This is a genomic window from Lapillicoccus sp., from assembly GCF_025353065.1.
In the GTDB taxonomy this organism is placed as follows: Bacteria; Actinomycetota; Actinomycetes; order Actinomycetales; family Dermatophilaceae; genus Lapillicoccus.
Genome location: NZ_JANXRJ010000113.1, coordinates 1 through 25,285, shown reverse-complemented (window position 1 = coordinate 25,285; position 25,285 = coordinate 1). Strand labels below are relative to the sequence as shown.

At 70.6% G+C, this 25,285-nt stretch carries 20 protein-coding genes, 1 other RNA gene and 1 pseudogene; 9 read left to right on the top strand and 13 right to left on the bottom strand.

Annotated features, from left to right (window positions below; all coding sequences use genetic code 11):
- Nucleotides 1-85 precede the first annotated feature (85 nt).
- Complete coding sequence (locus Q0R63_RS09235) at nt 86-874, bottom strand: fructosamine kinase family protein (RefSeq protein WP_295696616.1); 789 nt, start codon at nt 872-874, stop codon at nt 86-88.
- A 102-nt stretch (nt 875-976) separates the two neighbouring features.
- Between Q0R63_RS09235 and Q0R63_RS09230 the strand changes: the two genes are divergently transcribed.
- The gene (locus Q0R63_RS09230; RefSeq protein WP_295696613.1) at nt 977-2,146 is read left to right on the top strand and encodes an RtcB family protein; all 1,170 of its coding nucleotides are present in this window, start codon (nt 977-979) and stop codon (nt 2,144-2,146) included.
- A gap of 33 nt (nt 2,147-2,179) precedes the next feature.
- On the opposite strand, the gene Q0R63_RS09225 is transcribed toward Q0R63_RS09230, so the two are convergent.
- The 7 genes and pseudogenes from Q0R63_RS09225 to Q0R63_RS09195 form a co-directional block, all read right to left on the bottom strand.
- Nucleotides 2,180-3,205 carry a hypothetical protein gene (locus Q0R63_RS09225; protein WP_295696611.1) on the bottom strand — a complete coding sequence of 342 codons (1,026 nt, stop codon included), beginning with the start codon at nt 3,203-3,205 and terminating at the stop codon, nt 2,180-2,182.
- Nucleotides 3,202-3,654 (bottom strand): annotated as a pseudogene (locus Q0R63_RS09220) (RNA polymerase sigma factor); the annotation flags it as partial. The gene Q0R63_RS09225 and the pseudogene Q0R63_RS09220, both read right to left, overlap by 4 nt.
- 86 nt (nt 3,655-3,740) lie before the next feature.
- Nucleotides 3,741-5,054 carry an aspartate--tRNA(Asn) ligase gene (gene aspS / locus Q0R63_RS09215; RefSeq protein WP_295696609.1) on the bottom strand — a complete coding sequence of 438 codons (1,314 nt, stop codon included), beginning with the start codon at nt 5,052-5,054 and terminating at the stop codon, nt 3,741-3,743.
- A gap of 321 nt (nt 5,055-5,375) precedes the next feature.
- Complete coding sequence (locus tag Q0R63_RS09210; protein WP_295696606.1) at nt 5,376-6,284, bottom strand: carbohydrate ABC transporter permease; 909 nt, start codon at nt 6,282-6,284, stop codon at nt 5,376-5,378.
- Nucleotides 6,281-7,411, bottom strand: coding sequence for a sugar ABC transporter permease (locus Q0R63_RS09205; protein ID WP_295696605.1), 1,131 nt, complete (start codon nt 7,409-7,411; stop codon nt 6,281-6,283). The genes Q0R63_RS09210 and Q0R63_RS09205 overlap by 4 nt, the downstream gene beginning before the upstream one ends.
- 72 nt (nt 7,412-7,483) lie before the next feature.
- Nucleotides 7,484-8,707, bottom strand: a complete 1,224-nt coding sequence (locus Q0R63_RS09200) for an extracellular solute-binding protein (protein ID WP_295696603.1) — start codon at nt 8,705-8,707, stop codon at nt 7,484-7,486.
- Nucleotides 8,708-8,817: 110 nt separating this feature from the next.
- A complete protein-coding gene (locus Q0R63_RS09195) occupies nt 8,818-9,846 on the bottom strand; it encodes a substrate-binding domain-containing protein (protein WP_295696601.1) in 1,029 nt (342 codons plus the stop codon).
- Between the two features lie 227 nt (nt 9,847-10,073).
- Here Q0R63_RS09195 and Q0R63_RS09190 point away from each other — a divergent pair, with 227 nt between their 5' ends.
- Nucleotides 10,074-12,194, top strand: coding sequence for a glycogen debranching N-terminal domain-containing protein (locus tag Q0R63_RS09190; protein ID WP_295696599.1), 2,121 nt, complete (start codon nt 10,074-10,076; stop codon nt 12,192-12,194).
- 383 nt (nt 12,195-12,577) lie between these two features.
- Here Q0R63_RS09190 and Q0R63_RS09185 read toward each other — a convergent pair whose 3' ends face one another.
- Both Q0R63_RS09185 and Q0R63_RS09180 read right to left on the bottom strand, forming a co-directional pair.
- The gene (locus Q0R63_RS09185; RefSeq protein WP_295696597.1) at nt 12,578-13,423 is read right to left on the bottom strand and encodes an ABC transporter permease; all 846 of its coding nucleotides are present in this window, start codon (nt 13,421-13,423) and stop codon (nt 12,578-12,580) included.
- On the bottom strand, nt 13,420-14,319 hold the full coding sequence (locus tag Q0R63_RS09180) for an ATP-binding cassette domain-containing protein (protein WP_295696595.1): 900 nt from the start codon (nt 14,317-14,319) through the stop codon (nt 13,420-13,422). The genes Q0R63_RS09185 and Q0R63_RS09180 overlap by 4 nt, the downstream gene beginning before the upstream one ends.
- A 129-nt stretch (nt 14,320-14,448) precedes the next feature.
- On the opposite strand from Q0R63_RS09180, the gene Q0R63_RS09175 reads away from it, so the two are divergent.
- The 3 genes from Q0R63_RS09175 (at nt 14,449) to rnpB (ending at nt 16,849) form a co-directional block, all read left to right on the top strand.
- Nucleotides 14,449-15,657 carry a histidine kinase gene (locus Q0R63_RS09175; protein ID WP_295696593.1) on the top strand — a complete coding sequence of 403 codons (1,209 nt, stop codon included), beginning with the start codon at nt 14,449-14,451 and terminating at the stop codon, nt 15,655-15,657.
- Nucleotides 15,645-16,343 carry a response regulator transcription factor gene (locus Q0R63_RS09170; RefSeq protein ID WP_295696591.1) on the top strand — a complete coding sequence of 233 codons (699 nt, stop codon included), beginning with the start codon at nt 15,645-15,647 and terminating at the stop codon, nt 16,341-16,343. Before Q0R63_RS09175 ends, Q0R63_RS09170 begins: the two co-directional genes overlap by 13 nt.
- Nucleotides 16,344-16,450: 107 nt before the next feature.
- Nucleotides 16,451-16,849, top strand: an RNA gene (gene rnpB, locus Q0R63_RS09165) — RNase P RNA component class A.
- A gap of 69 nt (nt 16,850-16,918) precedes the next feature.
- On the opposite strand, the gene heR is transcribed toward rnpB, so the two are convergent.
- Complete coding sequence (gene heR, locus Q0R63_RS09160; RefSeq protein ID WP_295696589.1) at nt 16,919-17,677, bottom strand: heliorhodopsin HeR; 759 nt, start codon at nt 17,675-17,677, stop codon at nt 16,919-16,921.
- A gap of 348 nt (nt 17,678-18,025) precedes the next feature.
- On the opposite strand from heR, the gene Q0R63_RS09155 reads away from it, so the two are divergent.
- Entirely contained in the window at nt 18,026-19,294 is a 1,269-nt protein-coding gene (locus tag Q0R63_RS09155; RefSeq protein WP_295696587.1) for a GNAT family N-acetyltransferase, read from the top strand.
- A 197-nt stretch (nt 19,295-19,491) separates the two neighbouring features.
- Here the strand turns inward: Q0R63_RS09155 and Q0R63_RS09150 are convergent, their stop codons facing one another.
- Nucleotides 19,492-19,983 carry a MarR family transcriptional regulator gene (locus Q0R63_RS09150; RefSeq protein ID WP_295696584.1) on the bottom strand — a complete coding sequence of 164 codons (492 nt, stop codon included), beginning with the start codon at nt 19,981-19,983 and terminating at the stop codon, nt 19,492-19,494.
- A gap of 85 nt (nt 19,984-20,068) precedes the next feature.
- Here Q0R63_RS09150 and Q0R63_RS09145 point away from each other — a divergent pair, with 85 nt between their 5' ends.
- The 3 genes from Q0R63_RS09145 (at nt 20,069) to Q0R63_RS09135 (ending at nt 23,359) form a co-directional block, all read left to right on the top strand.
- Entirely contained in the window at nt 20,069-20,677 is a 609-nt protein-coding gene (locus tag Q0R63_RS09145; protein WP_295696583.1) for an NAD(P)-binding oxidoreductase, read from the top strand.
- Nucleotides 20,678-20,987: 310 nt separating this feature from the next.
- Nucleotides 20,988-22,124, top strand: coding sequence for an MFS transporter (locus Q0R63_RS09140; protein WP_295696581.1), 1,137 nt, complete (start codon nt 20,988-20,990; stop codon nt 22,122-22,124).
- A gap of 35 nt (nt 22,125-22,159) precedes the next feature.
- On the top strand, nt 22,160-23,359 hold the full coding sequence (locus Q0R63_RS09135; protein WP_295696579.1) for a hypothetical protein: 1,200 nt from the start codon (nt 22,160-22,162) through the stop codon (nt 23,357-23,359).
- Here Q0R63_RS09135 and Q0R63_RS09130 read toward each other — a convergent pair.
- Complete coding sequence (locus tag Q0R63_RS09130) at nt 23,325-24,893, bottom strand: acetolactate synthase large subunit (protein ID WP_295696577.1); 1,569 nt, start codon at nt 24,891-24,893, stop codon at nt 23,325-23,327. The genes Q0R63_RS09135 and Q0R63_RS09130 overlap by 35 nt on opposite strands.
- Between the last annotated feature and the right edge of the window lie 392 nt (nt 24,894-25,285).

Genomic DNA, 25,285 nt, shown 5'->3' with positions numbered 1-25,285 from the left:
GCACACCACGACCTCAGCGCCAGACCACGACCTCAGCACAGGGGGGGCGACCTCGGCGACCTCGGCGGGGTGGGTGAGAGGCGGGTCAGGCCCAGGGTCGGGCGGCGGCGCGGCTCTGCTCGACGTAGCCACCGCCGTAGACGACAGCGTGGATCATCAGCGGGTGCAGCTGGTGGAGGGACTGGCGTTCCTGCCAACCGTCGACGAGCGGGGCGGCCTCGTCGTAGGCCGCGAGGATCGTCGCCAGCCGCGGCGCACCCATCAGCGACAGCATGCCGAGGTCGGTCTCGCGGTGGCCGCCGTGGGCCGCAGGGTCGATCAGCACGGCGCCCTGCGGCCCCCACATGATGTTGCCGCCCCAGAGGTCGCCGTGCAGGCGCGCCGGCGGCTCACCCGTGTCGAGCTCCCCGGACGCGACGCGGGCCGCGACCCGCTCGAAGAGCACGGTGTCAGCGGCGTCGTAGACCCCCCGGCGCCGACCCTCCTCGAGCATGGGGATGATCCGCTGGTGGGCCCACAGCTCGCCCCAGGTGTCGACCGGGTGCAGGGCGAGCGGCAACAGCTCGGTCATCGGGCCCAGCCAGCCGTCCCCGAGCCAGCCGTCCGGCGGAGCCCCGTATGCCGCGCTGCCGGCGGCGTGGGTCGCCGCCAGGTCCGCGCCGAAGGCCTCCGCCATCGCCTGCGTCGGCACGAGGTCCGGCAGCCGCACGAGGTCGAGGTGGTCGTCGGTGACGTGCACGACGGGAACGACGGCGACCCCTCCGGTGCCCATCGCCCCGGCGGCGGCAGCCAGCCAGCGCAGCCCGGCCGCCTCCCACGGGAAGTACCCGACGGGCGCAGCCGGACCGACCTTCCGGAAGGTGCGGGGCGGCATACGGCTGAGCGTAGTGGCAGTAAATGGAGGTGCGCATCGACGGGGTGAACCGTAGTGTTCGCAAGCCAATTGAGGCAGCCACACCGACAGGACGGAAGGACGATGAAGCAGCTCAGCCCGAGGCTCATGAACTGGGCCTCGAGCCTCGAGGACGGGACGAGGGAGCAGGCGGAGAGGACGGCGACCATGGCGTTCATCTACCCGCACCTCGCCCTGATGCCGGACGCCCACCTCGGTCTGGGCGCCACCGTGGGGTCGGTCATCCCGACCCTCGGGGCGATCATGCCGGCCGCCGTCGGCGTCGACATCGGGTGCGGCATGATCGCCGTCCGCACCCAGTGGCACGTCGACGAGCTGCCCCAGGACCGGCGCGTCGTGCGCGAGGCGATCGAGCGCTCGATCCCGCTGAGTGCCGGCGCCGCGAACCAGCACATCGACCGTGACCACACCGTGGAGCGACTGACGAGCCTCGAGTCGAAGGCGGAGAAGGCCGGCTTCGACCCGAGCTCCTACGCCGGTCGCTGGAAGGTGCAGCTCGGCACGCTCGGGTCCGGCAACCACTTCATCGAGGTGACCGTCGACGAGGAGGGTCGGGTCTGGCTGTTCCTCCACTCCGGCTCCCGCGGCGTGGGCAACAAGATCGCCCAGCACCACATCGCGGTGGCCCGCCAGCTGTGCGAGCGGTGGTGGATCAGCCTGCCCGACCGCGACCTCGCCTACCTCGTCGAGGGAACGGACGAGTTCTGGGCCTACATCCGGCAGATGCGGTGGGCCCAGGACTACGCCCTGGCCAACCGTGAGGAGATGATGGACCGGGTCGTCACGTGCGTCGCGGAGTGGGTCGGCGCGGACGTGGAGCGGCAGGAGGAGATCGGCTGTCACCACAACTACACCGAGTCGGAGAAGCACTTCGGCAAGCAGGTGTGGCTGTCGCGGAAGGGCGCGATCTCGGCCGAGGCCGGTCGGCCCGGGCTGATCCCCGGCTCGATGGGCACGGCGTCCTACGTCGTGGTCGGTAAGGGAAACCCGTTGTCGCTCAACTCTGCTCCGCACGGAGCGGGTCGGGAGTACTCCCGGACCAGGGCCCGCCACACCTTCACGCACGAGCAGCTGCGAGCGGCGATGGTGGGCATCGAGTACCGCGACACAGACGCCTTCATCGACGAGATCCCGATGGCCTACAAGGACATCGACCTCGTCATGGCGGACGCGGCGGACCTCGTCGAGGTGCGGCACACGCTGCGGCAGATCGTCAACGTCAAGGGCGACTGACCTCAGCGGTCTGAGCGTTCAATGACGCGGAGCTCAGCAGCCGTGGCTGGTCTGGTTGCACATCGCGTCCTGGCCCAGGGTCAGCGGGACCGTCCGTCCGTCGGACAGGCGGACGGTCACCCGTCTGCCGTCGATGCGGTCACCCCCCCAGTCCATCACGGAGAAGTCCTGCACGACCCAGTAGCCGTCGCGGACCACGGCCGGGACGGACCGACCGTCGGGCAGGGTGAAGGTGAGACCGTTGACACCGGCCGGGAGACGTCCGCCGACCCACAGCAGCTCCCCGTTCCACGGTCCGGACGGCGGGGCGGCCATCGGCCCGCAGGGATCCCGCGGGTCGTTGAGCGTCGCCGTCGTGGCGCTGCGGCCGGTGGGGCAGTTCGGCGGCGGGCCTTCGCCGTAGCCCTTGCTGGAGTTGAGGGCGAAAGCAAAGGCCTTCGCGGACGTCGCTGACGGCGGGGTGGTGGAGGCCGGGTAGGAGACCGCGGAGTCGGGGGCGATGTTGCAGGTCCACGTATGCCGGTCGTCGGCGACGACGACCGTGGTCACGATGCCGTTCGTCGCCGCCACCCGGCCGGTGAGGGTGCCGGGGATCGCGAAGGCCTGGACGTCGGCCTGGTCATGGACGAGGGCGATGCACGCGGCATAGGCCTTCGCGGGGTCGTTCATCACCGTAGGGGGGGTATAGGCCTGCTGGATCTGGGCGGCGCTCAGCGGCGCTCCGTGCAAGGTGAACGGTCCGGGGACGGCCGAGGTGGTGGTGGTCTTGGCGGAGGCGACAGGTGCGGCGGGTGTGCTGGTGGCGCGCGTCCCCGGCGTGCTCGTGGTGCTCTCGACCGCCTCGGGCACGGCGACGGGGTCGGCCCGGCGCGCGCTCCACACGACACCGACGACGAGGGCGGCGGCCACGGCGGCGGCGAGGACCGGGAGCGCGGGGAAGCGTCGGCGCACGCCGTGATGGGGCGTGGCGTCCCGGATCTCCTCCTCGAGGGCGCGGCGGAGGGCCGCCCGTCGATGCGGTGGCAGGTCCCGTGCCGGCGGAGGCGTGAGGTCGGTCATGTCAGCTCCTGCGCGGGGTTCGGGTGGCCGGGAAGGACCGGGTCGGGCAGGGCGAGCAGGCATCGGATCCGCGACATCCGGGACTTCACCGTGCCGGCGGGGATGCCGAGCGCGAGGGCGACGGCGGGATAGTCGAGGCCCTCCCACACGACGAGAGCGAGCACGTCGCGGTCACGGGTGGCGAGGTCGGCCACCCGGTCCGGCAGCCCGCGCATCGTCGCCTCGTCGTCGAGGCGGTGGGCGACATCCTCCGCATGGTCCGGGAAGGAGGACTCGAGGGGGACGCGGGCGAGGGCCCGGTCGTGGCGGCGGTGCGAGCGGGCCTCGTTGCGGCACACGTTGGTGGCGACGCCGTAGAGCCACGGCAGGGCCGAACCCTCGTGGACGACGAAGCGGGCGCGGTGCCGCCACGCCTCCAGGAACACGCTCGAGCAGAGGTCCTCGGCCCGGGCCCAGTCCGGTCTCCCCTCCGATCCGCCTCATGATCCTGTATGTCCGCTGGTACCGCAGCGGTTCACGCCCGTGTGGGGACGCGTCAGGGCGTGAGCCGGTGCAGGTCCCTCGGGAAGAGGGTGACCTCACGGACGTTCTCAGCCTGCACCAGCCGGGCGGTCCAGCGCTCGAGCCCGATCGCGAACCCGCCGTGGGGCGGCATACCGTGCGCGAACGTCGACAGGTAGTCGGCGTAGGGCTCGGGACTCTCCCCACGCGCCTCGAGGGCGCCAAGGTAGTCCGAGTAGCGGTGCAGGCGTTGCCCGCCCGTGACCAGCTCCAGCCCCCGGAAGAGGAGGTCGAAGGAGTTCGACCACCGCGGGTCGTCGGGCTGGGGGTGGGTGTAGAACGGCCGCTTCGTCATCGGGTAGCCCTCGACAGCGAGCACGTCGGACCCGTGCTTCTCGAGCGCCCACTCACCGAGCGCGCGCTCGTGCGCCGGCGCGAGGTCGGGCTCGTCGTCGGGGGCGCCGACGAGCCGCAGGGCGTCCGAGAAGTGGATGACGGGGATTGCGTCGGGCAGCCGCGGCAGCTCGACATCGAGCCGCGTGACCGCGGCGCCGGCGCGCTCCCGGACGCTCGCCACCATGCCGTGCAGGACCTGCCCGAGCAGGTCGATGACGTCGTGGTGGTCGCGGATGAAGCCGAGCTCGGCGTCCATCGAGACGTATTCCGCGAGGTGCCGCACGGTGTCGTGCGGCTCGGCCCGGAAGACCGGGCCGGTCTCGTAGACCCGCTCGAAGACCCCCACCAGCTGCTGCTTGTAGAACTGCGGCGACTGAGCGAGATAGGCCGGCCGGCCGAAGTAGTCGACCTCGAAGACGCCGGCTCCCGACTCGGTCGCCGTCGGGACCAGCTTCGGGGTCTGGATCTCGGTGAACCCGAGCTCGTCGAGGGTGGTGCGGAAGCCGTGCAGCGTGGCCGCCGCCAGCTCCCACCTCGCCCGTTGCGCCGGATGCCGCCACGTCACCGCGGCGTGGTCCAGCTGCACGGGTAGGGAGGCCTGCAGGCGCGGGCGCCATAGCTCCACCGGCGGTGTCCGGGCGGGTTCCGTGAGGAGGACGACCGTCGGGTCGGTGATCTCGAAACCACCCGGCGCAGAGGGGTTCTGGGTGAGCGTGCCGGTTACTTCGAGGACCGTCTCCTCCCCGACGCCAGCCAGGCCAGCGAGGGTCTCGTGGTCCTTCACGACCACCTGGATGAGGCCGGAGCGGTCGCGGACGACGAGGAACGTGACCGACGCCAGGGTGCGCCGGCGGTGCAGCCACCCGGCGACGACGACGGGCTCACCCGGGCGACAACGGTCGAGCCGGGACGCCAGGATACGTGGGCGGGCAGCAGGGGCAACAGAACTCATGAGCAACACCTCCGGGACGATACGTGGCCCTGGAGGTGTGGGCGGGGGCTAGATCGCGGTGCCACCACACCTTCGCCGCGGCGGGTGCCACGACCTCGAAAAGCCCGACGGGGCCAGCGACCGACGCTGGACGGGTGTCTTCGCCACGGGATCACTGTCCACCATCACAGCAACGGTGGCTCTCTGAGCAGTGGGTTCCCGCGACTACTTGTCCCGTCGTCACGACGTCGGCTCGACCAGTGTAAGCCGAGCCGATGCCGGGGCGACATCCGGTTTCGATCGAGAGCTCTCGAGGAGCACCCCCTCACGGGCGGCGGCGCTTCAGCCCTTCTCGCCGCCCTCGTTGGCGCCTCTGACGAAGTAGCGCTGGAAGGTGAAGAAGAGGATCGCGACGGGAATCGTGGTGAGCAGCGCAGCACCCATCTTCAGGGGGAACTGGGTCCCGGCGCCGAGCGACCCGCTCGTCAAACCGGCGAGCCCGGTGATGAGCGTCTTGTGGTTGGCGCTCTGGGTGACGACGAGGAAGTGGCTGAACTCGTTCCACGACCCCTGGAACGCGAGGATGGTCAACGTGATCAGCGCCGGCCGGGCCATCGGCAGGACGACCGACCAGAAGGTCCGGAACACTCCGGCACCATCCATCCTCGCTGCTTCCTCGATGGAGACGGAGACGGAGTCGAAGAACTGCTTCATGATGAACACGCCTGCGGCGTCGATGAGCAGCGGGAAGATCATCGCGGCATAGGTGTCGTAGATGCCGAGGTAGGTCACGATGAGGAACTTCGGCACGAGCAGGGCGACACCGGGCACACTCATCACGGCGAGCACTGCGGCGAAGAGGAAGCCCCGACCGCGAAAATGGAGCCGCGACAACGCATATCCCGCGAGGCTGTCGAAGAAGACCCTGGCGGCGGTCACGATGACGGTGACGAGGACCGAGTTGCCCAGCCACGTCATGATCGGCACCGAGCTGTCCGAGGTGAGCCCGAACATCCGTTTCCACGCGGAGAGGTCGAACGGGTTGGGGATGATCGACAGCGGGTGGGCCGCTGCCTGCGGGTCGTCCTTGAACGACGTGGCGATCTGGATCGCGAAGGGGTAGAGGTAGATGACCGCGAAGATGAGCAGGACGGCGTAGCCCAGGACCTTCTTGATGCCCGAGTTCCGCACCCGTCGGAGGTCCGCCTCGTGCACCGCGGGTGTCGTGTTCTGCTTCGTGATGGTCGTCATCGGTGAGCTCCCGCAGCGCTCGTGGAGTCAGCCGGCGTTGCCGCGGCTGCGGCGCCGGAGGATGCCGCGCCGACCAGGGTGCTGCGCCGACGCCACCAGCCGGGTTTCTTGTCCTCACGCATGATCCGGCGCTGGAACCAGGTGAGGAGGACGATGATGAGGAACACGACAAAGGCCATCGCTGCCCCGGACCCGTACTTCAACGACGTGAAGCTCTGGCTGTAGGACAGGAACGCCGGGGTCAAGGTGGTGTTGTCGGGGGCACCCTTGCCCATGACGTAGATCTGGTCGAAGACCTGCCAGGTCCCGATCAGGCCGAGGGTGACGACGAGGAAGATCGCCGGTCGCAGCATCGGGACCGTCACGAGGCGGAACTTCTGCCACGCGGAGACACCGTCCAGCGCGGCCGCCTCGTCGACCTCGACGGGGAGGTCCTGCAACGCGGCGAGGAACATCAGCATGAAGGTGCCGGTGGTGGTCCAGATCGCGAGGATGATGATGACGCACATGGCGACGGAGGGGCCGGCGAGCCAGTCCCAGAGGGTCCGCCCGAAGATCTGGCCCTGGGCCCACGACGGGTTGTCGGCGCCGAACAGCCCGAGGATCAGGTGCAGGAGGCCGCGCGAGTCGGCGAACCACTGGGGTCCGGTGATGCCGAACAGCTTGAGGAACCCGTTGACCGCGCCGGAGTTGGAGAAGAGGAACAGGAAGACGGTGGAGATCGCGATCGAGGACGTCACCGACGGGAAGTAGAACGCGGTCCGGAAGAAGCTCTTGCCGCGCAGCAGCTTGTTGTTGACGACCAGCGCCAGGAACAGCGAGGTGAGCGTCTGCAGGGGGACGACGAGCAGCACGTAGTAGAAGGTGTTGCCGATCGACTGCATGAAGGTGGAGCGCGTGAGCCCGTCCTTCAGGAACAGGTCGGTGTAGTTCGAGGCGCCGACGAACTTGGCGGTCTCACCGCCTCCGAACGGGTTTCCGTTGCCAGCCCAGTTGGTGAGGCTCACCCAGAAGGCCATGAGGACGGGAACGAAGAGGAACAGGCCGAGCACGATGATCATCGGGGCGGTGAAGACCCACCCGGCAATGCCCTCTCGACCGTGGATGGAGCTCTTTCTGCGGGCCATGGCTGCCTTCTCCGCGGACGACAGCCGGACCGGTGTGGTCCGTCTGTCGCCCGCTCGCGGTGTGGTGGTGGGTCAGCCGGCGAGGGCTGCGGTGCCGTTCTTCTGGAGGTCGGCGAGCATGGCCTTGGGGTCCCCGCCCTTGCTGAGGGTGGCCATCTTGGAGTTGAAGGCCTTCATCACCGGGTCCATGCCGGGCGCGTTGACCGCGCCTTGGCCGTAGTCGCCCCCGGCGGCGAAGGGTGCGTCGGCGGGGTAGTCGGTCTTGAACTTGGCGATGCCGTCCTCGGTGGACGGCATCGGGCCGAACGCCTTCGTGAAGGCGAGCTGCTGGTCCGTGCTGGTGAGGAACTTGACGAGGTCGACCGAGGCGGCCTGGTGCTGGCTCTTGGCGGCGATGGCCCAGCAGTTGCTGAAGCTCAGGGTGCCCTTGCCTGCCGGGCCGGTGGGCAGCTCGACGACCTTGTACTTGAGGTTGGGGTAGTCCTTCTGCATCCCGCCCTTGATCCAGTTGCCCTCGATCGTCATCGCCGCGATGCCCTTGCCGAAGGCCTCACCACCCCAGCCTGCGGCCGGTGTCGTGTCGGTGTTGAACTTCAAAGCGCCCGCGTCCATCATCTTCTTGATCTCCTGGAGACCAGCAAGGTTCTGCGGGGTGTCGGCGGTCATCGTCTTGCCGTCCGCCGAGATGACCCAGCCGCCGGCCTGCTTCATGAAGGCGCCGCCGCGGTTGATGTCGTTGCCGATGACGAGTCCGGTGACGGTGCCCTGCGTCAGCTTCGTGGCCACCGTCTCGAGGGCGGCCCAGTCCTTGGGGATGTCAGCGTCCGTCAGCCCGGCCTTGGTCCACAGGTCGGTGTTGATCTCGAGAGCCAGCGTCGAGTAGTCCTTCGGTGCGCACTGGAGCTTGCCGTTGTAGGTGAAGGTCTGGACGAGGCTCGGCAGGAACTTCTCGTTGGCGACCTGATCGCCGTAGGCGTAGAGGTTGCCCGCCTTGGCGAAGTCGCCGATCCGGGTGTCGGCGCCGTAGAAGACGTCCGGCGGCGCACCACCGGCGAAGGCCTGGCCCAGTTGTTGGTCCATGTTGTCTGCGGCCGTGACCTCGACAGAGTTACCCGTCTTCTTGCCCCATGCCGCCGTGGCGGCCTTGAGCGCGTTCGTCTCGGCGTCGCCCGAGCTCGCGATGAGCATCTTGAGGGCGACCGGGCCACCGGCCGGAGCCTGGGTCGCCGCCGGAGTGTTGAAGCCGCCACCGCTCGAGCAGGCGCTCAGGGCAAGGGCTCCGGTGATGGCCGCCATGGCGACGGCTCTTGTGCGACGTGTCCTCGTTGACGACATCGGGTGTCTCCTGTTCTGGTGGTGCGTAGTTGGGGTTGGTGAGGGGGGAGTCGGGGCGGGTGAGGGGGGCGTCACGGCGCCCGCCGGATGCTCGTGCGGCGGACCGTGAGGGTCGGGGTGAGCAGCTGCGCCTGCGGCTCGGGGGAGGTGGGGGCGAGCAGCATGTCCCAGGCGACACGCGCCGCCTCGGCCACGGGTTGACGGACGCTGGACAGCTGCATCGCGGCGGCGACCTCGGTGTCGTCAAAGCCGACGACGCCGACGTCCCGCCCGGGCTCGAGGTCGAGGTTGCGGACGGCGCGCAGCGCACCGAGGGCGAGCAGGTCGGAGGCGCACACGATCGCGGCCCCCTGCCCGAGCCTTCCGAGCAGCCGCTCGGCGGCGGCGGTCGCCTCGTCGAGGTCCTGGTTGGACGACTCCTCGTCGGACCCCGGCGACGTGAGCCCGGCCTCGTGCAGCCCCTCGGCCCAGCCGGCGCGACGGTCGTCGCCGACGGGCGATCCCGCTGGCCAGCCCAGGAACCCGACCTGCTCGTAGCCCGCCTCCACGAGGTGGGCGACGGCGGCGCGGACCCCGGCGCGGCCGTCGACGTCGACCCAGCACTGCAGCTCGGGCAGGTCCCAGAGCCGGCCGAAGGAGACGAAGGGCACTTCGTGCTCCATGAGCCATCCCGGTCGAGGGTCGGTGTGCCGGGTGTCGGCGAGGACGAAGCCGTCGACGAGCCCGCTGGCGAGGATCTGCCGGTATGCCGCGATGACGTCGTCCGGGTCGGGGGCGAACGCCACGACATGGCTCGCGTGCCGGGGGGCGACGACGGTGAGCTCGACGAGGAACTCGTCGAGGATGTGGCCCATTCGGCGGTGCCCCAACGGGTTCACCTCGAAGCCCACCGCCGACGAGCGCTTGCGACGCAGCTGCTGGGCGGAGGCGTGGGGGGTGAAGCCGAGGCGGAGGATCTCCCGCTGGACCCGCTCCAGCGTGGCGGGAGCGACCTTGTCCGGCCGGTTGAGCACGTTGCTCACCGTCTGGCGAGAGACCTGCGCGGCGTCGGCGACGTCGACGATGGTGGCCCGCGGCGACCGCATGGGTCTCACTGTCACGACACGCTCCTTCGCGCTCGGCCGGCTCCGGTCCCGTCCAGATCGATGGCGATTTGAACGTTCATACTTGGGCGAGCATGCTCTAGTCTGCGGACGTGGTCAAGCGGCAACGACCAGATTCTCCACCGACATCGTTGTCACCGCTCGGCGCCGCGAGCCTGCTCGGCAGGCGCCTGTGGACCCGCCCACCCGAACCCCGGTCCACCCGAATCGAAAGGGACCCCCTCGTGTCAGAGCCTGCCGCGTCGGCCACGCGACAGCCGTGGCTGCACGAGCTGAGCATCACCGTCGACGGCAACGTCACGGCCCTGTCGTCGCGATCCGGCGACATCGACCGGGGCACGGCGCAGGGGCTCTACGTCGATGACCGCCGGGTGCTGGACGGTCTCGTCGTCGACCTCGGCGCGACCAACGGCTTCGAGCGGCCGACTCCCGTGGCCGACCGCGCGCGGGGCTCGCGCGGTCACTACCTCGGTTCGGCCCGCGGCCTCGGCGATACCGGGCCCGACCCGACCGTCGAACTGCTGCGGACCCGCCTGCTCGACGGGGGCCTGCGCGAGCTGCTCACCCTCACCTCGCGGGCGGCCGACCCGGTCCACGCGACCCTCCGGGTCGCCGTCTCGAGCGACGGGCTCGACATCGCGGCCGTCAAGGCGGGGGTGGTGTCCGGGGTGCCCACGATGCCGGAGGTGGACGAGACAGGAGGTGCCGTGTCCTTCGCCGACGAGTGGCACCGCACCCGGGTGCACGTCGATCCTGCGGGCGAGCAGATCCAGCTGACGCCGGACGGGCGCGCCGTCTTCTCGGTCGGGGTCGAGCTCGCGCCCGGAGCATCGACCTCGGTCGTGGTCGGCGTCGAGGTCGAGCGCCGGCAGCGGTCGGCCTTCGATGCCGACAGCGGGTCGTCCGCCATCGGCTGGAGCGACATCGCGCTCACCGCGGGCGACCCCCGACTCGCCAAGGCGTTCGCCCATGGTCTCGACGACCTGCACCACCTCCTGCTGCGAGATCCGGTAGAGCCGTCCGACCTCTTTGCCGCGGCCGGATCCCCCTGGTATCTCACGCTATTCGGCCGCGACTCGTTGTGGGCGGCGCGGATGCTGCTTCCGTTCGGGGTCGAGCTCGCGCACGGCACGCTGCGCACCCTCGCCCGTCGTCAGGGCCGCGGGTTCGACCCGGCCACGGGTGAGGCTCCGGGCAAGATCCCGCACGAGCTGCGCCGAGACGTCTACCGCGACCCCGTCTCCGGAATGACGCTTCCGCAGGTCTACTACGGCACGGTCGACGCCACACCGTTGTGGGTCACCCTGCTCGTCGAGGCGTGGGAGTGGGGGCTGTCGGAGGACCGGGTCGCCGAGCTGCTGCCGCAGCTGGAGGCGGCCGTCGGTTGGATCCTCCACGCCGGGCAGCCCGACCAGGACGGGCTGCTCAAGTATCTCGACCTCACGGGGCACGGCCTGGCGAACCAGGGCTGGAAGGATTCCGGGGACTCCATCCGGTGGCGGGACGGCCGCGTTGCCGACGGCCCCATCGCCCTGGTCGAGGCGCAGGCCTACGCCGTCGAGGCGCTGCGCGGTGCGGCCCGCCTCTACCGTTCCCTCGGTGTCGTGGGCGCGGACGAGCTAGACGTCGCCGCCGACGCATTGACGACGCGCATCCGCGAGCGGTTCTGGGTCGAGACCGACGCCGGGCGCCATCTCGCGATCGCGCTCGACGGCGCCGGCCGAGCCGTGGACGGGCTCGCGTCCAACATGGGCCACGTCCTCGGCACGGGCGTCCTCGGTCCGGGGGAGGCCGCCGAGGTGGCGGCGACCGTGACCGGGCCGGAGCTGCTCGACGAGTTCGGCGTCCGCACCCTCGGCACCGGCAACGGCGGCTTCAATCCCATTGGTTACCACACGGGTTCGATCTGGACCCACGACACGGCCATCTGCGCGTGGAACCTCTTCCGGGAGGGATTCACCGCCGAGGCCGGCGCGGTGGCGCGCACCCTGGTGGCGTCGGCCGAGGCGTTCGACTACCGCTGGCCGGAGCTCTACTCCGGCCTCCCGCTCGGCGACCGTCCGAGCCCCTACCCCGCCTCGTGCCGACCCCAGGCCTGGTCGGCCGCCTCGGCCGCCGTCCTCGTGACCGTGGGGCTCGGGTTGTCCGTCCACGTCCCCGGGGAGCGACTGTCGCTGCGTCCCGGTCCACGGCCCGCATTCGGCCCGCTCGAGGTCACCGGGCTGCGGTATGCCGGGCACCCCGTCTCGATCGGGCTCGACACCGCAGGGGAGGCCACCATCCGGGGTATGCCGCCCCAAGTGGTCATCGACACGGACCACACCGTCGTCGGCACGTCCGTCTGAGCGGAGCCCCACGACCTCCGCGGCGACGGCATACCGGTGTCGCGTCGGCGCTGGACTGGGCTGGACTGGCTGGGCTGGGCCGGGCTGGAGAACCGTTCTCCATCGGACCGTCCCCTTATCGGATGACCCGATAAAGGGACGCTGTGCTGGAGAACCGTTCTCGAGCGGAGCGTCCCTTTGTCGATGCCCCGGACCGGGCTCTGGACAAGGGCGCGCTTCCCTGGACAACCGTTCTCCATCGGACCGTCCCCCTATCGGATGACCCGATAAGGGGACGGCATACCGGTGTCGCGTCGGCGCGGACGCAGTGGGGACCTCCTCACAACGTCCGCGGCAACGGCATACCGGTGTCGCGTCGGTGCGGACGCAGTGGGTCTTGGTGGCTACTTGACCTCGCGTCGCATCATCCGCCAGCTCCCCACGAGGATCGGCAGGATCACCCACAGCCCGGCGGCCACGCCGAGGTGGGCCCAGGAGATGCCGCTCATCTGACCGGCCACGAGAGGTTCGATGGCGCGCGAGAGGTCGAGCCACTGCGAGACCGTGCTGAGGCTCGTGACCATGGACCCGACGATCGCCCACGCCGTCGGCAGGGTGAGGTAGGAGACGATCGCCACCGCGGTGCTGCCGAAGAGCAGACCGAACCCGATGCCCTGGGCGACCCAGAGCAGCTGGGAGAGGACGACCCCGCCGATCGAGGCCGCGCCCAGGGCCCAGCTGCCGTCGCCGTTCCGTAGCAGGATGCCGAGACCGTTGCCGATGGTGGCGATCAAGAAAGCGAACGCGATGGCCACGGTCCCGAGGACCATTGACCCCACGAGCTTTGCGAGCATCACGCGCAGCCGTCGTGGCTCGAGGGTGAAGGTGACGAGCGCGTTGCGCTGGCCCCACTCCGAGGTCACGGCGAGCACTCCGAGCAGGGGCAGCAGGAGGGTCTGGGGGGTCGCGGTGCCGGTGACGAACGTCGACAGCGTGAGGTCCTGCGGCCTCGAGGCGAAGAGGACGAAGCCCACGACCACGATGGTGACGACGCCGATGGCGATGAGCAGCCAACGGCCGGAACGGGTGTCGAGCATCTTGCGCAGCTCGACAGCGATGAGGCGAGCGAAGGGGATGCCCGGGGGATGAGGAGCCGAGGGGGCCGGCGTCCTGGCCAGGTCGCGATCCGAGACGGGGTCGAGGGGCGGGTTCGTGGGCTGGTCGGGCGGGTGGACGGTCGTGGTGGTCATGCGACGGCTCCTTCTCGGGAATCGGACGAGGTGAGCTGGAGGAACATCTCCTCGAGCCCGGCGCCGTCGGCGCCCCTCAGCTCGGTGAGGACGAGGCCCGCGTCGAGCGCTGCCCGACTGACCTCCTCGGTGGTTGCGCTGCTCCGGACGGACCCGGACGGGGTGACGTCGGCGGCCAGACCCGCGTGCTGGAGGGCCATGACGAGGGCGTCCCGGTCGAGGGCGTTCGCCGTGGTGCCGGATCCGGCGAGGAGCTCGGCCTTCGACCCCTGCCGCACGATGCGGCCACGACCGATGAGGATGAGCTGGTCGGCGACGACCTCCACCTCATGGAGCAGGTGCGACGAGAGGAGCACGGTGCCGCCCTGCTCGGCGAAGCCCTTGAGCAGCCCTCGCATCCAGTGGATGCCCTGCGGGTCGAGGCCGTTGGCCGGCTCGTCGAGCACCAGCACCTCGGGGTCACCGAGGAGGGCGGGCGCGATGCCCAGCCGCTGGCGCATCCCGAGCGAGTAGTGGCCGAGCCGGCGGCGGGCCTCGTCCGGGGTCAGTCCGACGAGGTCGAGCATCTCGTCGACCCGGGCCTTGCCGAGGCCCATCACCATCGCGCCGAGGGCCAGCACCTCGCGGCCCGTGCGGCCGGCGTGCTGGGCGGACGCGTCGAGCAGGACGCCGACCTGCCGGCCGGGGTTGGGGAGCTCGGCGTAGGGCTTGCCGAGGATGGTCGCGGTGCCCGAGGTCGGTGGGGTGAGGCCGGTCATGATCCGCATGGCCGTGGACTTGCCGGCGCCGTTGGGGCCGAGGAAGCCGGTGACCGTGCCGGGGGAGAGGGTGAAGGAGATGTCGTCGACGGCCGTGAAGGATTCGTAGCGCTTGGTCAGGTTCTGGACGGTGATCATGTGGTCCATCGTGTGGTCGCCATGCGGCCCGGCACATCGGCCCGCGGGCTCGCGACAGTCGACCAAAGTCGGTGGTGATGAGACCTTGGTCGGACCCACGCGGCATACCGGGGTCCCTATCGTGGGGGAGTGCTCCCACCCCCCTTCGTCCCCCCGCCGCCGCTCTCGGCGTGGAGCAGGACGTGGCGGGTCCTCGTCGCCCTCGTCGTTGGCGCGATCGTCTGGGGGGTCATCGCCCTCGAGGTCGATGCCGCACCGGAGGTCATCTCCCCGGACCGGGCCGTCGTCATCCTCGCCCTGGACGCCGTGGTCGGGCTGCTCGGCATCGGCCTGATGCTGCTGCGGCGCCGTTTCCGCATCCCCGTCGTGCTGGCCCTCACCGCGCTGACGTGCGTCTCGTCGAGCGTCGTGGCCCCCTGGTCGGTCGCCGTGGTCTCGCTGGCCACCCGTCGCCGTTGGCGGGAGGTGGTGCCGCTCGGCCTCCTCTCGCTGCTCGTCCCGGCCGTCTACGCGCGGGTCAACCCCGCGAGCGGGAACGGGGCTCCGTGGTGGGTGACCTATGCTCTCGGCCTGCTGGCCTACGGGATCCTGGTGATGATCGGGTTCTACGTCGGCGCGCGGCGCGAGCTCCTGGCCGGGTTGCAGCTGCGCGCGGAGACGGCCGAGCGCGAGCAGTCCTTGCGCGTCACGCAGGCTCGGGAGCAGGAGCGCACCCGGATCGCCCGCGAGATGCACGACGTGCTCGCGCATCGAATCTCGTTGGTAGCCATGCACGCCGGCGCGCTCACCTACCGCGACGACCTCACGCGAGACGAGACCCGCGTGGCCGCTGGCATCATCCAGGACGGTGCCCACCAGGCGCTGACCGACCTGCGGGAGGTGCTCGGTGTGCTCCGCGACCCCACCGGTGACGGCGACGCATCGCCGCCGCGACCGCAGCCGACGCTGCGTGACGTCCCGGCACTGGTGGCCGAGGCGGTCGAGGGGGGAATGCGCGTGCGGCTCGACGACGAGCTGCCGCCCGAGGCGGACGTCCCGGCGGCAACAGGACGCACGATCTACCGGATGGTCCAGGAGGCCCTCACCAACGCGCGCAAGCACGCCCCGGGGATCCCTGTCTCCGTGCGGCTGACCGGGTCGCCGGGGGACCGGCTCGCGCTCGAGGTGCGCAACCGCCTACCGGTCCGTATGCCGGTGGCCGCAGAGGTCGTGCCCGGGGCCGGGATGGGGCTCACCGGCCTCGCCGAGCGGGCGGCGCTCGCGGACGGCGGGCTCGAGCACGGGCCTACGGAGGAGCGGGAGTTCGTCCTCCGGGCCTGGCTGCCGTGGGCGTCGTGATCGGCGAGGCCCCGGTGGGCTCCGGTGCGCCGACGCCGGCGCGCGTGGTGATCGTCGACGACGACCCCCTCGTGCGAGCAGGTCTCTCGATGATCCTCGGGGGCAGCCCCGACCTGCTCGTCGTGGCGGAGGCGGAGGACGGCGAGCACGCGCAGGAGGTCGTCGCGCGCACCCGCCCCGACGTCGTCCTCATGGACATCCGGATGCCGCGTCGGGACGGCATCTCCGCGACGAGCGGCTTACTGCGACTGCCGAAACCGCCGCGGGTGATCGTGCTGACGACCTTCGAGACAGACGACCAGGTCCTCGCCGCCCTGCGGGCCGGCGCCAGCGGCTTCCTCCTCAAGGACACCCCGCCGCCGAAGATCGTCGAGGCCATCCACCGGGTGCTCGCGGGGGAGCCGATGCTCTCGCCGAGCGTCACGGCGACGCTCATTGCCGCCGCCACCGACGGCGTCCCCACCCTGCGGCGCGACGTTGCGCTGGCCCACCTGGCGCACCTCACGGAGCGGGAGCGCGAGGTCGCCGTCGCGATCGGGCGGGGGTGGGCCAATGCCGAGATCGCGGCCGAGCTGTTCATGAGCGTCGCCACCGTCAAGGCCCACGTCACGCGGCTCTTCGCCAAGCTCGCCGTGGAGAACCGCGTGCAGATCGCGATGTGCGTCCACGACGCCGGGCTGGTCTGAGTCGTTCTCGGGTTGAGGTGACCTGCGGTGCCGGTGCACCGGGGGGTCACCTCGAAGGGACCGCCGGTGGGGCGGCATACCGGCTGGGGCCTAGTCTCTATGCCGGATGAGTCGGTCAGGCGGTCGCGTCAGGTCACCCTCGGGTGGTCCTGCCGAGGAACGTCCGGGCTCCGCAGGGCAAGGTGGTGGCCAACACCCACCCGGAGTGATCCGCGGGACAGTGCCACAGAAAACAGACCGCCACGTCGTCCGGCCTCTGCCGGCGCGACGGGGTAAGGGTGAAACGGTGGTGTAAGAGACCACCAGCGCCCCAGGTGACTGGGGCGGCTCGGTAAACCCCACCTGGAGCAAGCTCAGACAGCAGACGTTCGAGGGCGGCCCGCCCGAGTCTGCGGGTAGGGCGCTGGAGCCGGTCAGCAATGGCCGGCCGAGATGGATGACCGTCACCCCGCACCGTGGGCAACCACCGCGGGGGACAGAACCCGGCGTATCGACCGACTCATCCACACAAGGGCCTTGGACCGGCGCACAGGCCAGCCGAGAGGACCACCGGTCCGCACCTCGGCGGGGCGGCCTCAGCCGGCCAATGACCCCCCGAAGATCTGCCAGGCAAGCAACGACTTCGCGACCAGGCTGAGCACGAGGTAGGTCTTCTCACCGTAGGCATAGTCGGCCCACCTGCCGATGGTGCGGTACTGGAGCCACTGGTTCAGCCCGAAGCTGAAGAACAGGATCACCTGGGAGAGGATGATCCCGTACACGAAGCCCGGTATGTCCTGGGCCCTGGCGATGTTGTAGGCGATCGAGAGCCAGGGGGCCAGTCCGACCAGCGTCCCGAACCAGAAGGGGAGCATCGTCGTCGTCGTTCGCCCGGGTGGGTTCATCACCTCCTGGAGCCAGCCGAACAGAATCATCGCGACGTTGGCACCAGCGATGCCGATGACCGTATTGATGCCCGTGATACCTGAGTAGAAGCTGATCAGGATGATCATCAACGTGGCGCTCACGGAGTACTCGACCCACCGGAAGCGGTTGATTCCTGCCTTGAGGTCGTGCTCGTAGGTGCCGCGAGCAACGGTCGCCGTCAGCAGGTGGTCCAGGGCGGCCAGCCCGAGAAACAGGGCAACGGCCCAGCCGATCCTGACGTCGAAGATCGGGGTGGGGGCGGGTACGGCCGTTCCGGGCGGTCCTGCCGGAAGCGACGAGGTCACGGTGATCGCAAAGCCGCCGGCGAGCACGAGGATCACCGCCGCCTGGGCAAGATGCAGGACGGTGAGACCAAGATTCCATGACCGCAGATTGGCCAGACGTTGCTCGGTGACGCCGGTGGCCACCGGCGATGTGTCGCTCCCGTTCACGGCTACTCCCTTGGTGGAAACGCCTGAAGTATGCCGCGGACCCGTGCAGGAGCCAAGCGACCTGGTGCCTCGTGGGCGGCGCTCCCAGCGGCTCGCTCTCCCGTCGTCGTCAGCATGTGAAACGCACCCGACAGCCTCAGGCTGCGCTCCGTGTTGTCGACCTGCACAACTCCCCGTCGGGTGATCGTTTCCGTCCATCCGGTCCCGGGACAAGGTGCTGAGGGTAGGCGGCGACCGGCGCAGCGCCACGCGAGGTTGCTCTCAGTCGGGGTGCGACGCAGACTGTTCCTGCGGGGTTGGACGTACGCAAGAGGGAGCTCCGTCGTGACGGGTTGGCATCTACGGGACTTTGCGCCGGAAGACCTCGAGCGCGCCGTAAGGCTGGATGAGGAGTCCTCCACCACGGCGCTGCCCCCGCTGTTCTCCCTCGCGGACGTCGTCGCTGCCTTGAGCGCGCGCCAGCCTGCCGTCGTGGCGGTCGCTGACGGGCAGCTCGTGGGGACGGTGGTCGCCCGTATCGAGGGGGACAGGGCGTGGATACTGCGACTTGGCCTCGCCCCGTCCTGGCGCGGCAAGGGGCTGGGCAGTGCCCTGCTCGCCGCCCTGGAGCAACGGCTGGTCGCCGGCGGCGTGCGCAGCATCAGTGCGGTTCTGCCCGACGGCGAGACCGGGGGCACCGCGTTCACGAACAGCGGATTCACCCGACGAGAGGGCATCAGCTTCTACGAGAAGACCGAGACCGTCACCCCTCATTCCGCGGCGTTGCTCGCCGCCCTCGGCGGGACCATGCCGCCGTCCGGGCTGTGGGATCAGGTCGCGGGGATGACGGCGGAGAAGTCCCTCATCGAACGGCGGGTGGTCCTGCCGCTCGCTCGCCCTGAGCTGGCTGAGGAGCACGCCGTGGAACCACCACGGGCCGTTGTCCTGTTCGGCCCGCCCGGCACCGGCAAAACCACCTTCGCCCGCGCCGTTGCCAGCCGACTGGGATGGCCCTTCGTCGAGCTGTTCCCCTCACGGCTGGCTGCCTCCGAGGGTGGCCTGCCCGCCGGGATCGGCGCCGCCTTCACCCAGATCGCCGAGTTGGAGCACGTCGTGGTGTTCATCGACGAGGTCGAGGAGATCGCCGGGGACCGGGAGTCCGGGACGTCGTCGGTCGGTGTGGTCAACGAGCTGCTCAAAGCGCTGGTGGCCTTCCGGGAACGTCCCGGACGTCTGCTGATCTGTGTCACCAACTCAGTGCGTGCCCTGGACGCCGCATTCCTGCGGCACGGTCGTTTCGACTACGTCTTGCCCATCGGTCCACCCGACGCGGTAGCGCGCGATGCCATGTGGCGGCGCCACCTCCAAGCCACCGGTGACGACGTCCCACTGGCCGTGCTCGTCTCCGCCACGGAAGGGTTCACTCCCGCCGACATCGCCCACGCCGCTCGCACGGTCAACCAACGGGTCTTCGAGGCCAGTGTCGACACCGGCGACAGGTGCCGCGCCGACCTCGCTGACTACCTCGACGTGATCGCTGCGCTCCGGCCCACCCTCACCGCGGAGATGGTCACGGCCTTCGAGGAAGACATTTCGACAACCGCCCGGATCTGACCGCTGGTGTAGGAAGTCAACCGCGCCCTCGACGCTACCGGTCCAGGGCTCGTGGTCAGCTGACACGAGTCGCCCGCTCACTCAGGGCGGCGCCGATGAAGGCCATGCCAGCCGAGCGTTCCCGGTCGCCCATTCCCGAGCTGGCGTCGTGGCCAGCTCGGCTCGTGAGGCCGGATCCTGGACGATCGCACCGCGGGTCAGGGGATGGGCCCGAAGGGATCGTCGGGAGCGCCGAGCGCGGCCGCGATCCGGGAGGCAATCTCTTCGAGAGCGCTGATCTGAGCAGGAGTCAGCGGGTCGAACACCATGCGGCGGACTTCGCTGACGTGGCTCGGTGCGGCGCTGACGATGTGGTCGTAGCCCTCGTCGGTCAGGGTCGCGACCGTGAGCCGTCCGTTGGTCGGGTCCTTGCCGCGGCGTACCCAGCCCCGCTGCTCCAACCGGGTCATGGCGTGGGACAGCCGTGAGAGCGATCCGTTGGCGAAAAGCGCCAGGTGCTTCATCTGCAGCGTCCGGTCCGGCTGCTCGGACAGGCCGGCCATGACGGTGTACTCGAAGTAGTTGATGTCGGATCCGGGAGCGAGCTGGGCGTCCAGTGCGCTGGGCAGCATCGTCACGACCGTGATGAGGGCCAGCCACGTCCGGCGCTCCTGGTCGTCCAGCCATGGGGGCGGTGTGCTCTGGGCCATGGCTCCCACCCTACTCGGGGTTGAATGCTCAATGCAGACGGTGTACCGTCTGGCTTGAACATTCAATCTATCAAGTGAGGTCATCATGAAGCTTCTCGTCCTGGGGGGCACCGGCCCGACCGGCGCCCTCGTCATCGGCCAGGCCCTGACCGCCGGCGACACCGTCCGGGCGTTGGTGCGCTCCCCGGAAAAGGTGGGTGCGTCGAACCCGCATCTGGAGGTCGTGACCGGCCAGGCCACCGAGCCCGCCGACGTGACCCGCACCCTTGACGGGATCGACGCCGTGATCGTCACTCTCGGCGCCACCAAGGGCAGCATCACGGACGCGACCCGCGCCCTGCTCGCTGGTGCCGCTCAGCACCCGTCGATTCGCGTCGTCGTGCTGTCCTCGTTCGCGGTGCTCCGCGATCGCCTGAGCGCCCCCGCGAAGCTGATGACCGGCATGGCCATGGGGGCGATCATCACGGACAAGACCAACGCTGAGCAGCTTCTGCGTGACAGCGATCTGAACTACACCCTCGTCTACGCGACACGCCTGACCAACGACCCGACGACCGGAGGGGCCACCGTTGTTGCCGACAAGGAGACCCTGCGGCTGAGCCACACCATCTCTCGCGCCACCGTCGCGGCGTTCCTGCTGGCACAGGCCCGAGACACCCACCCCGCGGACAAGGTCGTCACCATCACCGGCTGACCAGCCTGGCCCCCTCCCCGCTGGGGAACCCGTCCCTCACCCCGGGCGGATGCCCTCCTCGCCCGATGCACCCGGCATACAGCCCGATGCACCCGGCATACAGGATGGAGCCAAGACCACGACACGACGACCTCGCGCCATGCCTGCAGCTTGGGCGACGGGGCGGCGGCTCGGCGCTACCTTGAGGCCTGCGAGAGCAGGACAACACTCACCGGGAAGGTGCGGGATGAACTCGGGGCCTTCGACGTCAGGGGACTCGCCAGCGCCAGATCACGGCTGGCGCACACACAACCTGACCGTCCTGTCCGGGGTGTCCCTCCTGCAGGATGCGGCCAGCGAGCTCCTCTACCCGATCCTGCCGATCTTCCTGACCGTCACCCTGGGCGCGCCGGTGGCGGTGGTCGGACTGGTCGAGGGGCTGGCCGAAGGTGCGGCGAGCATCACGAAGCTGGCCGCGGGATTCTTCGGGGAGCGATTCGACAAGCGCCCGTTGATCGGCGTGGGCTACGGCCTGGCGGCGGTCGGCAAGGTCTTGGTCGCGGTCGCGTTCGGGTGGCCGCTGGTGCTGCTCGCGCGGGTGCTCGACCGGTTCGGCAAGGGCCTGCGGGGTCCGCCCCGCGATGCTCTCCTCGTGGAGGGCATCCCCGTCGAGGCGCGCGGCAGGGCGTTCGGCTTCCACCGTGCCGCCGACACCCTGGGGGCCGTCGTGGGGCCGTTGGTGGGGCTGCTGGGCTACCAGCTCCTCGACCATCAGATCCGTCCGCTGCTGGTGCTCGCGATCATTCCCGCCCTACTGAGCGTGATGCTGGTCGCCGCGGTCCGGGAGCGACCACGCGCACCGCGAGCCGGCCCTGCTAGCAACGTGTTTCGTGGCGTCCGCGAGCTGCCGCGCCCGTACTGGCAGGTGTTGGCCCCCCTGGTCGCCTTCAGCCTGGCGAACTTCCCCGACGCGCTGCTTCTGCTGCGCCTGCACGACATCGGCTTCTCCGTGCCGGCACTCTTCCTGGCCTATGTCGGCTACAACCTCGTGTATGCCGCCGCCAGCTATCCCGCGGGGCTGCTGGCCGACCGGCTGCCCCGCCAGCGGGTCTTCGGGATCGGTCTCCTCTTCTTCGCGGTCGGCTACCTCGGCCTCGGGCTGACCCAGAGCCCGCTGCTCGCCTGGGTGGTCCTGGCCCTCTACGGCCTGTTCAGCGCCTTCACCGACGGCGTCGGCAAAGCCTGGATCTCCACCCTCGTCCCTGCTGGGCAGCAGGCCGGCGCGCAGGGGACGTTCCAGGGCCTGACCGGTCTGGGCGTCCTGCTCGCCGGCGTCTGGGCCGGGCTGGCCTGGGGAAGCGATGGCCACCTCCCGCTCATCGTCTCCGGAACGGCGGGGGCACTCGTCGCCGTCTACCTGCTGACCACCACGACCCGCACCAGCGGGCAGCGCTTGTCCGCGGTGTGACGGAGTCCCTCGCCCGCAGCCCTACTCTCGCTCCCGTGACGTCGAGCAGCGGCTCCCGCGCGGCCCGACGGCATACCGGCGGTGTTGCGGAGACAGGCCTGTGGGTGGTCGTCGTGGCGTGGACGGCGGTCGGTGCCGTCGTCGTGGCCCGGCCGTCCGGCATCTCGTGGCACTTCTTCGACGAGGGCGCGAGGATGCTCCTCCGCACGGCCGGCCTGCACCTGTATGCCGCCGACCCCCTTCTCCAGATCGGCCCACTCAGCCTGCTGGTCGCCGGAGCCCTCGACGTCGTCACGGTCGGACACGCCCTCGGCGGCGCCCAGGTGCTGATGACCCTCGCCCTGCCCGCAGGTCTCGCCCTGCTGGGAAGCATTGTCCCGCAACGACATCGACGCCTACGACTGCTGCTCGCCGGTCTCCTGGCCGCCCCGACCTGGGTGGTTCTCGCCGTCCGGTGGGCCCACCTCGACGACATCCTCGCCATCCTCCTTCTCACCATCACCGTGGCTGCCGTCCGGTCTCCCCGCGGCCGACCCGTGCTGGCCGGCCTGGCCGTCGCCGCCGCGGTGGCTGCCAAGCCGTGGGCGGTGATCGGCCTGCCGTTGCTGCTGGTCCTGCCGACCGGGCGCCTCCGTGCCGGCGTCGCGGTGGCCACCGGGATGGCCGTCGCCTGGCTGCCCTTCCTCGTGGCCGACCCGGGTACGGTCGGCGCACTCCGCCCGGCCGTCGGCATCAACGACAGCTCGACCCTGTGGCTCGTGGGGATCCGGGACGCGGTCGTCCCGGGCTGGGTGCGGACGGCCCAGCTGCTCGGCGGCCCCCTCGCCGCGCTCGTCGTCGTCCTCCGCGGGCGGTGGCCCGCGGCCCTTCTCGCCGGCATCGCGGTCCGGCTCCTGCTCGATCCCCAGGACATCGCCTACTACGCGGGGAGCGCGGTCCTCGCCGCCGTCGTCGCCGACCTGTTCGGCCACCGCTCCCGGATCCCCTGGCTCGCGCTCCTCACCTCGGTCGCCCTCTGGCAGCCCTTCGTCCCGGACTTCACCCGCCGCTTCGGGTCGAGCACCGGCCTCGCGCTCTGGTGGTTCCAGCACCCCGGCGCCGTCGCTGTCGTGCACACCGTCTGGGCCGTCGCCGTCGTGGCGTGGGGGATCATCGGCCGTCGCCCCCCGTCCGGCGCTGCAGGACAGGACGCCCTGCGGGTCAGCGTGGCACCGACTGCAGGACGGCCTGGATGAGGTGCGGTCCCGGCTCGGCGAAGGCCCACCGGAGGTGGTCGACGAGCTCGTCGGCGCTGTCGGCCCGGCGGGCCGGCACGCCCAAACCGGTGGCCAGGGCGACGAAGTTTAGAGCCGGCCCGGTCAGGTCGAGCAGTCGCCGGGCGCGGAGGCCGTCGCGGGCCGCGCCCACCCGCTCGAGCTCACCGTCGAGGATGGCGTAGGCGCCGTTGTCGCAGATGACGGTGGTGACGTCGAGCCTCTCACGGGCCTGGGTCCACAGTGCGGTGATCGTGTACATCGCGCTGCCGTCGGCCTGGATCGAGATGACGGGTCGGTCCGGGCAGGCCACGGCAGCGCCGGTCGCGACCGGCAGCCCCTGCCCGATGGCGCCGCCGGTCAGCGTCAGCCAGTCGTGCCGTGGGCAGCCCGCCGTCGCTGCGGCGAGGTAGGCCCCGGAGGTCACGGCCTCGTCGACGACGATCGCGTCTTCGGGCAGCAGGGCGCCGACGGCTCCGGCCAACGTTCGGGTCGTCAGGGCCCCCGTCGGAGGGGCGGGCCGCCGCTCCAGGCTCACCTCGGCGATCGGCTCGCTCGGGAGCTCGTCGGCAAGCAGGTCGGCGAGGGCGCAGAGCGCCTCGGTGGCGTCCTCCCCGGGCTCGGCCAGCAGCTGCACCTCACATCCCTCGGGGACGAAGCTGCCGGGCAGGTCGGGATAGGCGAAGAACGCGACCGGCTCCCGCGCCCCCGCGAGCACGAGGTGACGGGTGCCGGCGAGGTCGGCCAAGGCCGGCTCCGGCGGGTAGGCCAGCGGCCGGACGACGGGTAGGCCGGCGCCCCGCGGCAGCCGCGCGGGAAACGTCTCGCAGAGCAGGCGCGCCCCCGTCGCTGCCGCCACGCGGGCCGCCGCCAGCAGCCCGCGCTCGGTCAGGGCGTTGCCGCCGAGGAACAGCACGCGGGGCCCTTCGCCGGTCAGGGCGTCCGCCACCTCGCGGACGACGGCCGGGCGCACCGGCGCGGGGACCCGGTGCCGCATCCGGTCGGCCGGGCGACCGCCGTCGCCCCAGGACACGTCGGCCGGCAGCACCAGGGTCGCCACGCACCCGGGCGCGGAGCGGGCGGCGGCCACGGCGACGGCCGCGTCGGCCGCGACGTCGCTCGTGGTCAGCGACCGCCGGAACCAGCCGGACACCGCTGACGCCAACGCGTCGATGTCGGACTCCAGCGGGGCGTCGAGACGCTTGTGGTACGTCGCGTGGTCGCCGACGATGTTGACCAGCGGGGTCCGGGCCCGGCGGGCGTTGTGCAGGTTGGCGATGCCGTTGGCCAGTCCCGGTCCGAGGTGCAGCAGGGTCGCCGCGGGCCGCCCGGCCATCCGTCCGTAACCGTCGGCGGCGCCCGTGGCCACCCCCTCGAACAGCGTCAGCACGGCGCGCATGGCGGGCACGTCGTCCAGTGCGGCGACGAAGTGCATCTCGGACGTCCCCGGGTTGGCGAAGCAGACGTCGACGCCCGCCTCGACCAGGGTCCGGATCAGGGCGTGCGCGCCGTTCATGCCGCCAATCTAGGGCAGCGACTGCCTCAGCCAGCGACGGGGACCTCGGCGGCGGCCTCATCGCCGGCGTGGACCTAGCAACCCGCCCTCGCAGCGAGAGGCAGCCGCAACCAATGCAGCCCTCTGGTGAGGTCCGCAACGCCTGGCCACGGGGCGATCCGCTCGGCCACCGTCCGGCGCCGCCGCACGCAGGACCCGCGACAGCGAGACGAAAGGTGGTGGCGGGGCCGCGCAGTCGGGATCGCGGCGGATGAGTCTGTTCTGATCGCCGGTGATCCCTTGCCCGATCCCGTCAGGCGCCGTGGGTTCCCACTTCGATGCCGGGGTACTCCTGCTCAGCGTGATTGCGCCGGGGTGGAGGCCCGTGACAGCATCAATCGATGCTGAATGAG

Bases quoted from the DNA above. Each gene is read 5' to 3' on its own strand.
- Q0R63_RS09235 (WP_295696616.1), bottom strand. From the start codon at position 874: ATGCCGCCCCGCACCTTCCGGAAGGTCGGTCCGGCTGCGCCCGTCGGG.
- Q0R63_RS09230 (WP_295696613.1), top strand. From the start codon at position 977: ATGAAGCAGCTCAGCCCGAGGCTCATGAACTGGGCCTCGAGCCTCGAG.
- Q0R63_RS09225 (WP_295696611.1), bottom strand. From the start codon at position 3,205: ATGACCGACCTCACGCCTCCGCCGGCACGGGACCTGCCACCGCATCGA.
- aspS (WP_295696609.1), bottom strand. From the start codon at position 5,054: ATGAGTTCTGTTGCCCCTGCTGCCCGCCCACGTATCCTGGCGTCCCGG.
- Q0R63_RS09210 (WP_295696606.1), bottom strand. From the start codon at position 6,284: ATGACGACCATCACGAAGCAGAACACGACACCCGCGGTGCACGAGGCG.
- Q0R63_RS09205 (WP_295696605.1), bottom strand. From the start codon at position 7,411: ATGGCCCGCAGAAAGAGCTCCATCCACGGTCGAGAGGGCATTGCCGGG.
- Q0R63_RS09200 (WP_295696603.1), bottom strand. From the start codon at position 8,707: ATGGCGGCCATCACCGGAGCCCTTGCCCTGAGCGCCTGCTCGAGCGGT.
- Q0R63_RS09185 (WP_295696597.1), bottom strand. From the start codon at position 13,423: ATGACCACCACGACCGTCCACCCGCCCGACCAGCCCACGAACCCGCCC.
- Q0R63_RS09180 (WP_295696595.1), bottom strand. From the start codon at position 14,319: ATGATCACCGTCCAGAACCTGACCAAGCGCTACGAATCCTTCACGGCC.
- Q0R63_RS09150 (WP_295696584.1), bottom strand. From the start codon at position 19,983: ATGGCCCAGAGCACACCGCCCCCATGGCTGGACGACCAGGAGCGCCGG.
- Q0R63_RS09145 (WP_295696583.1), top strand. From the start codon at position 20,069: ATGAAGCTTCTCGTCCTGGGGGGCACCGGCCCGACCGGCGCCCTCGTC.
- Q0R63_RS09130 (WP_295696577.1), bottom strand. From the start codon at position 24,893: ATGAACGGCGCGCACGCCCTGATCCGGACCCTGGTCGAGGCGGGCGTC.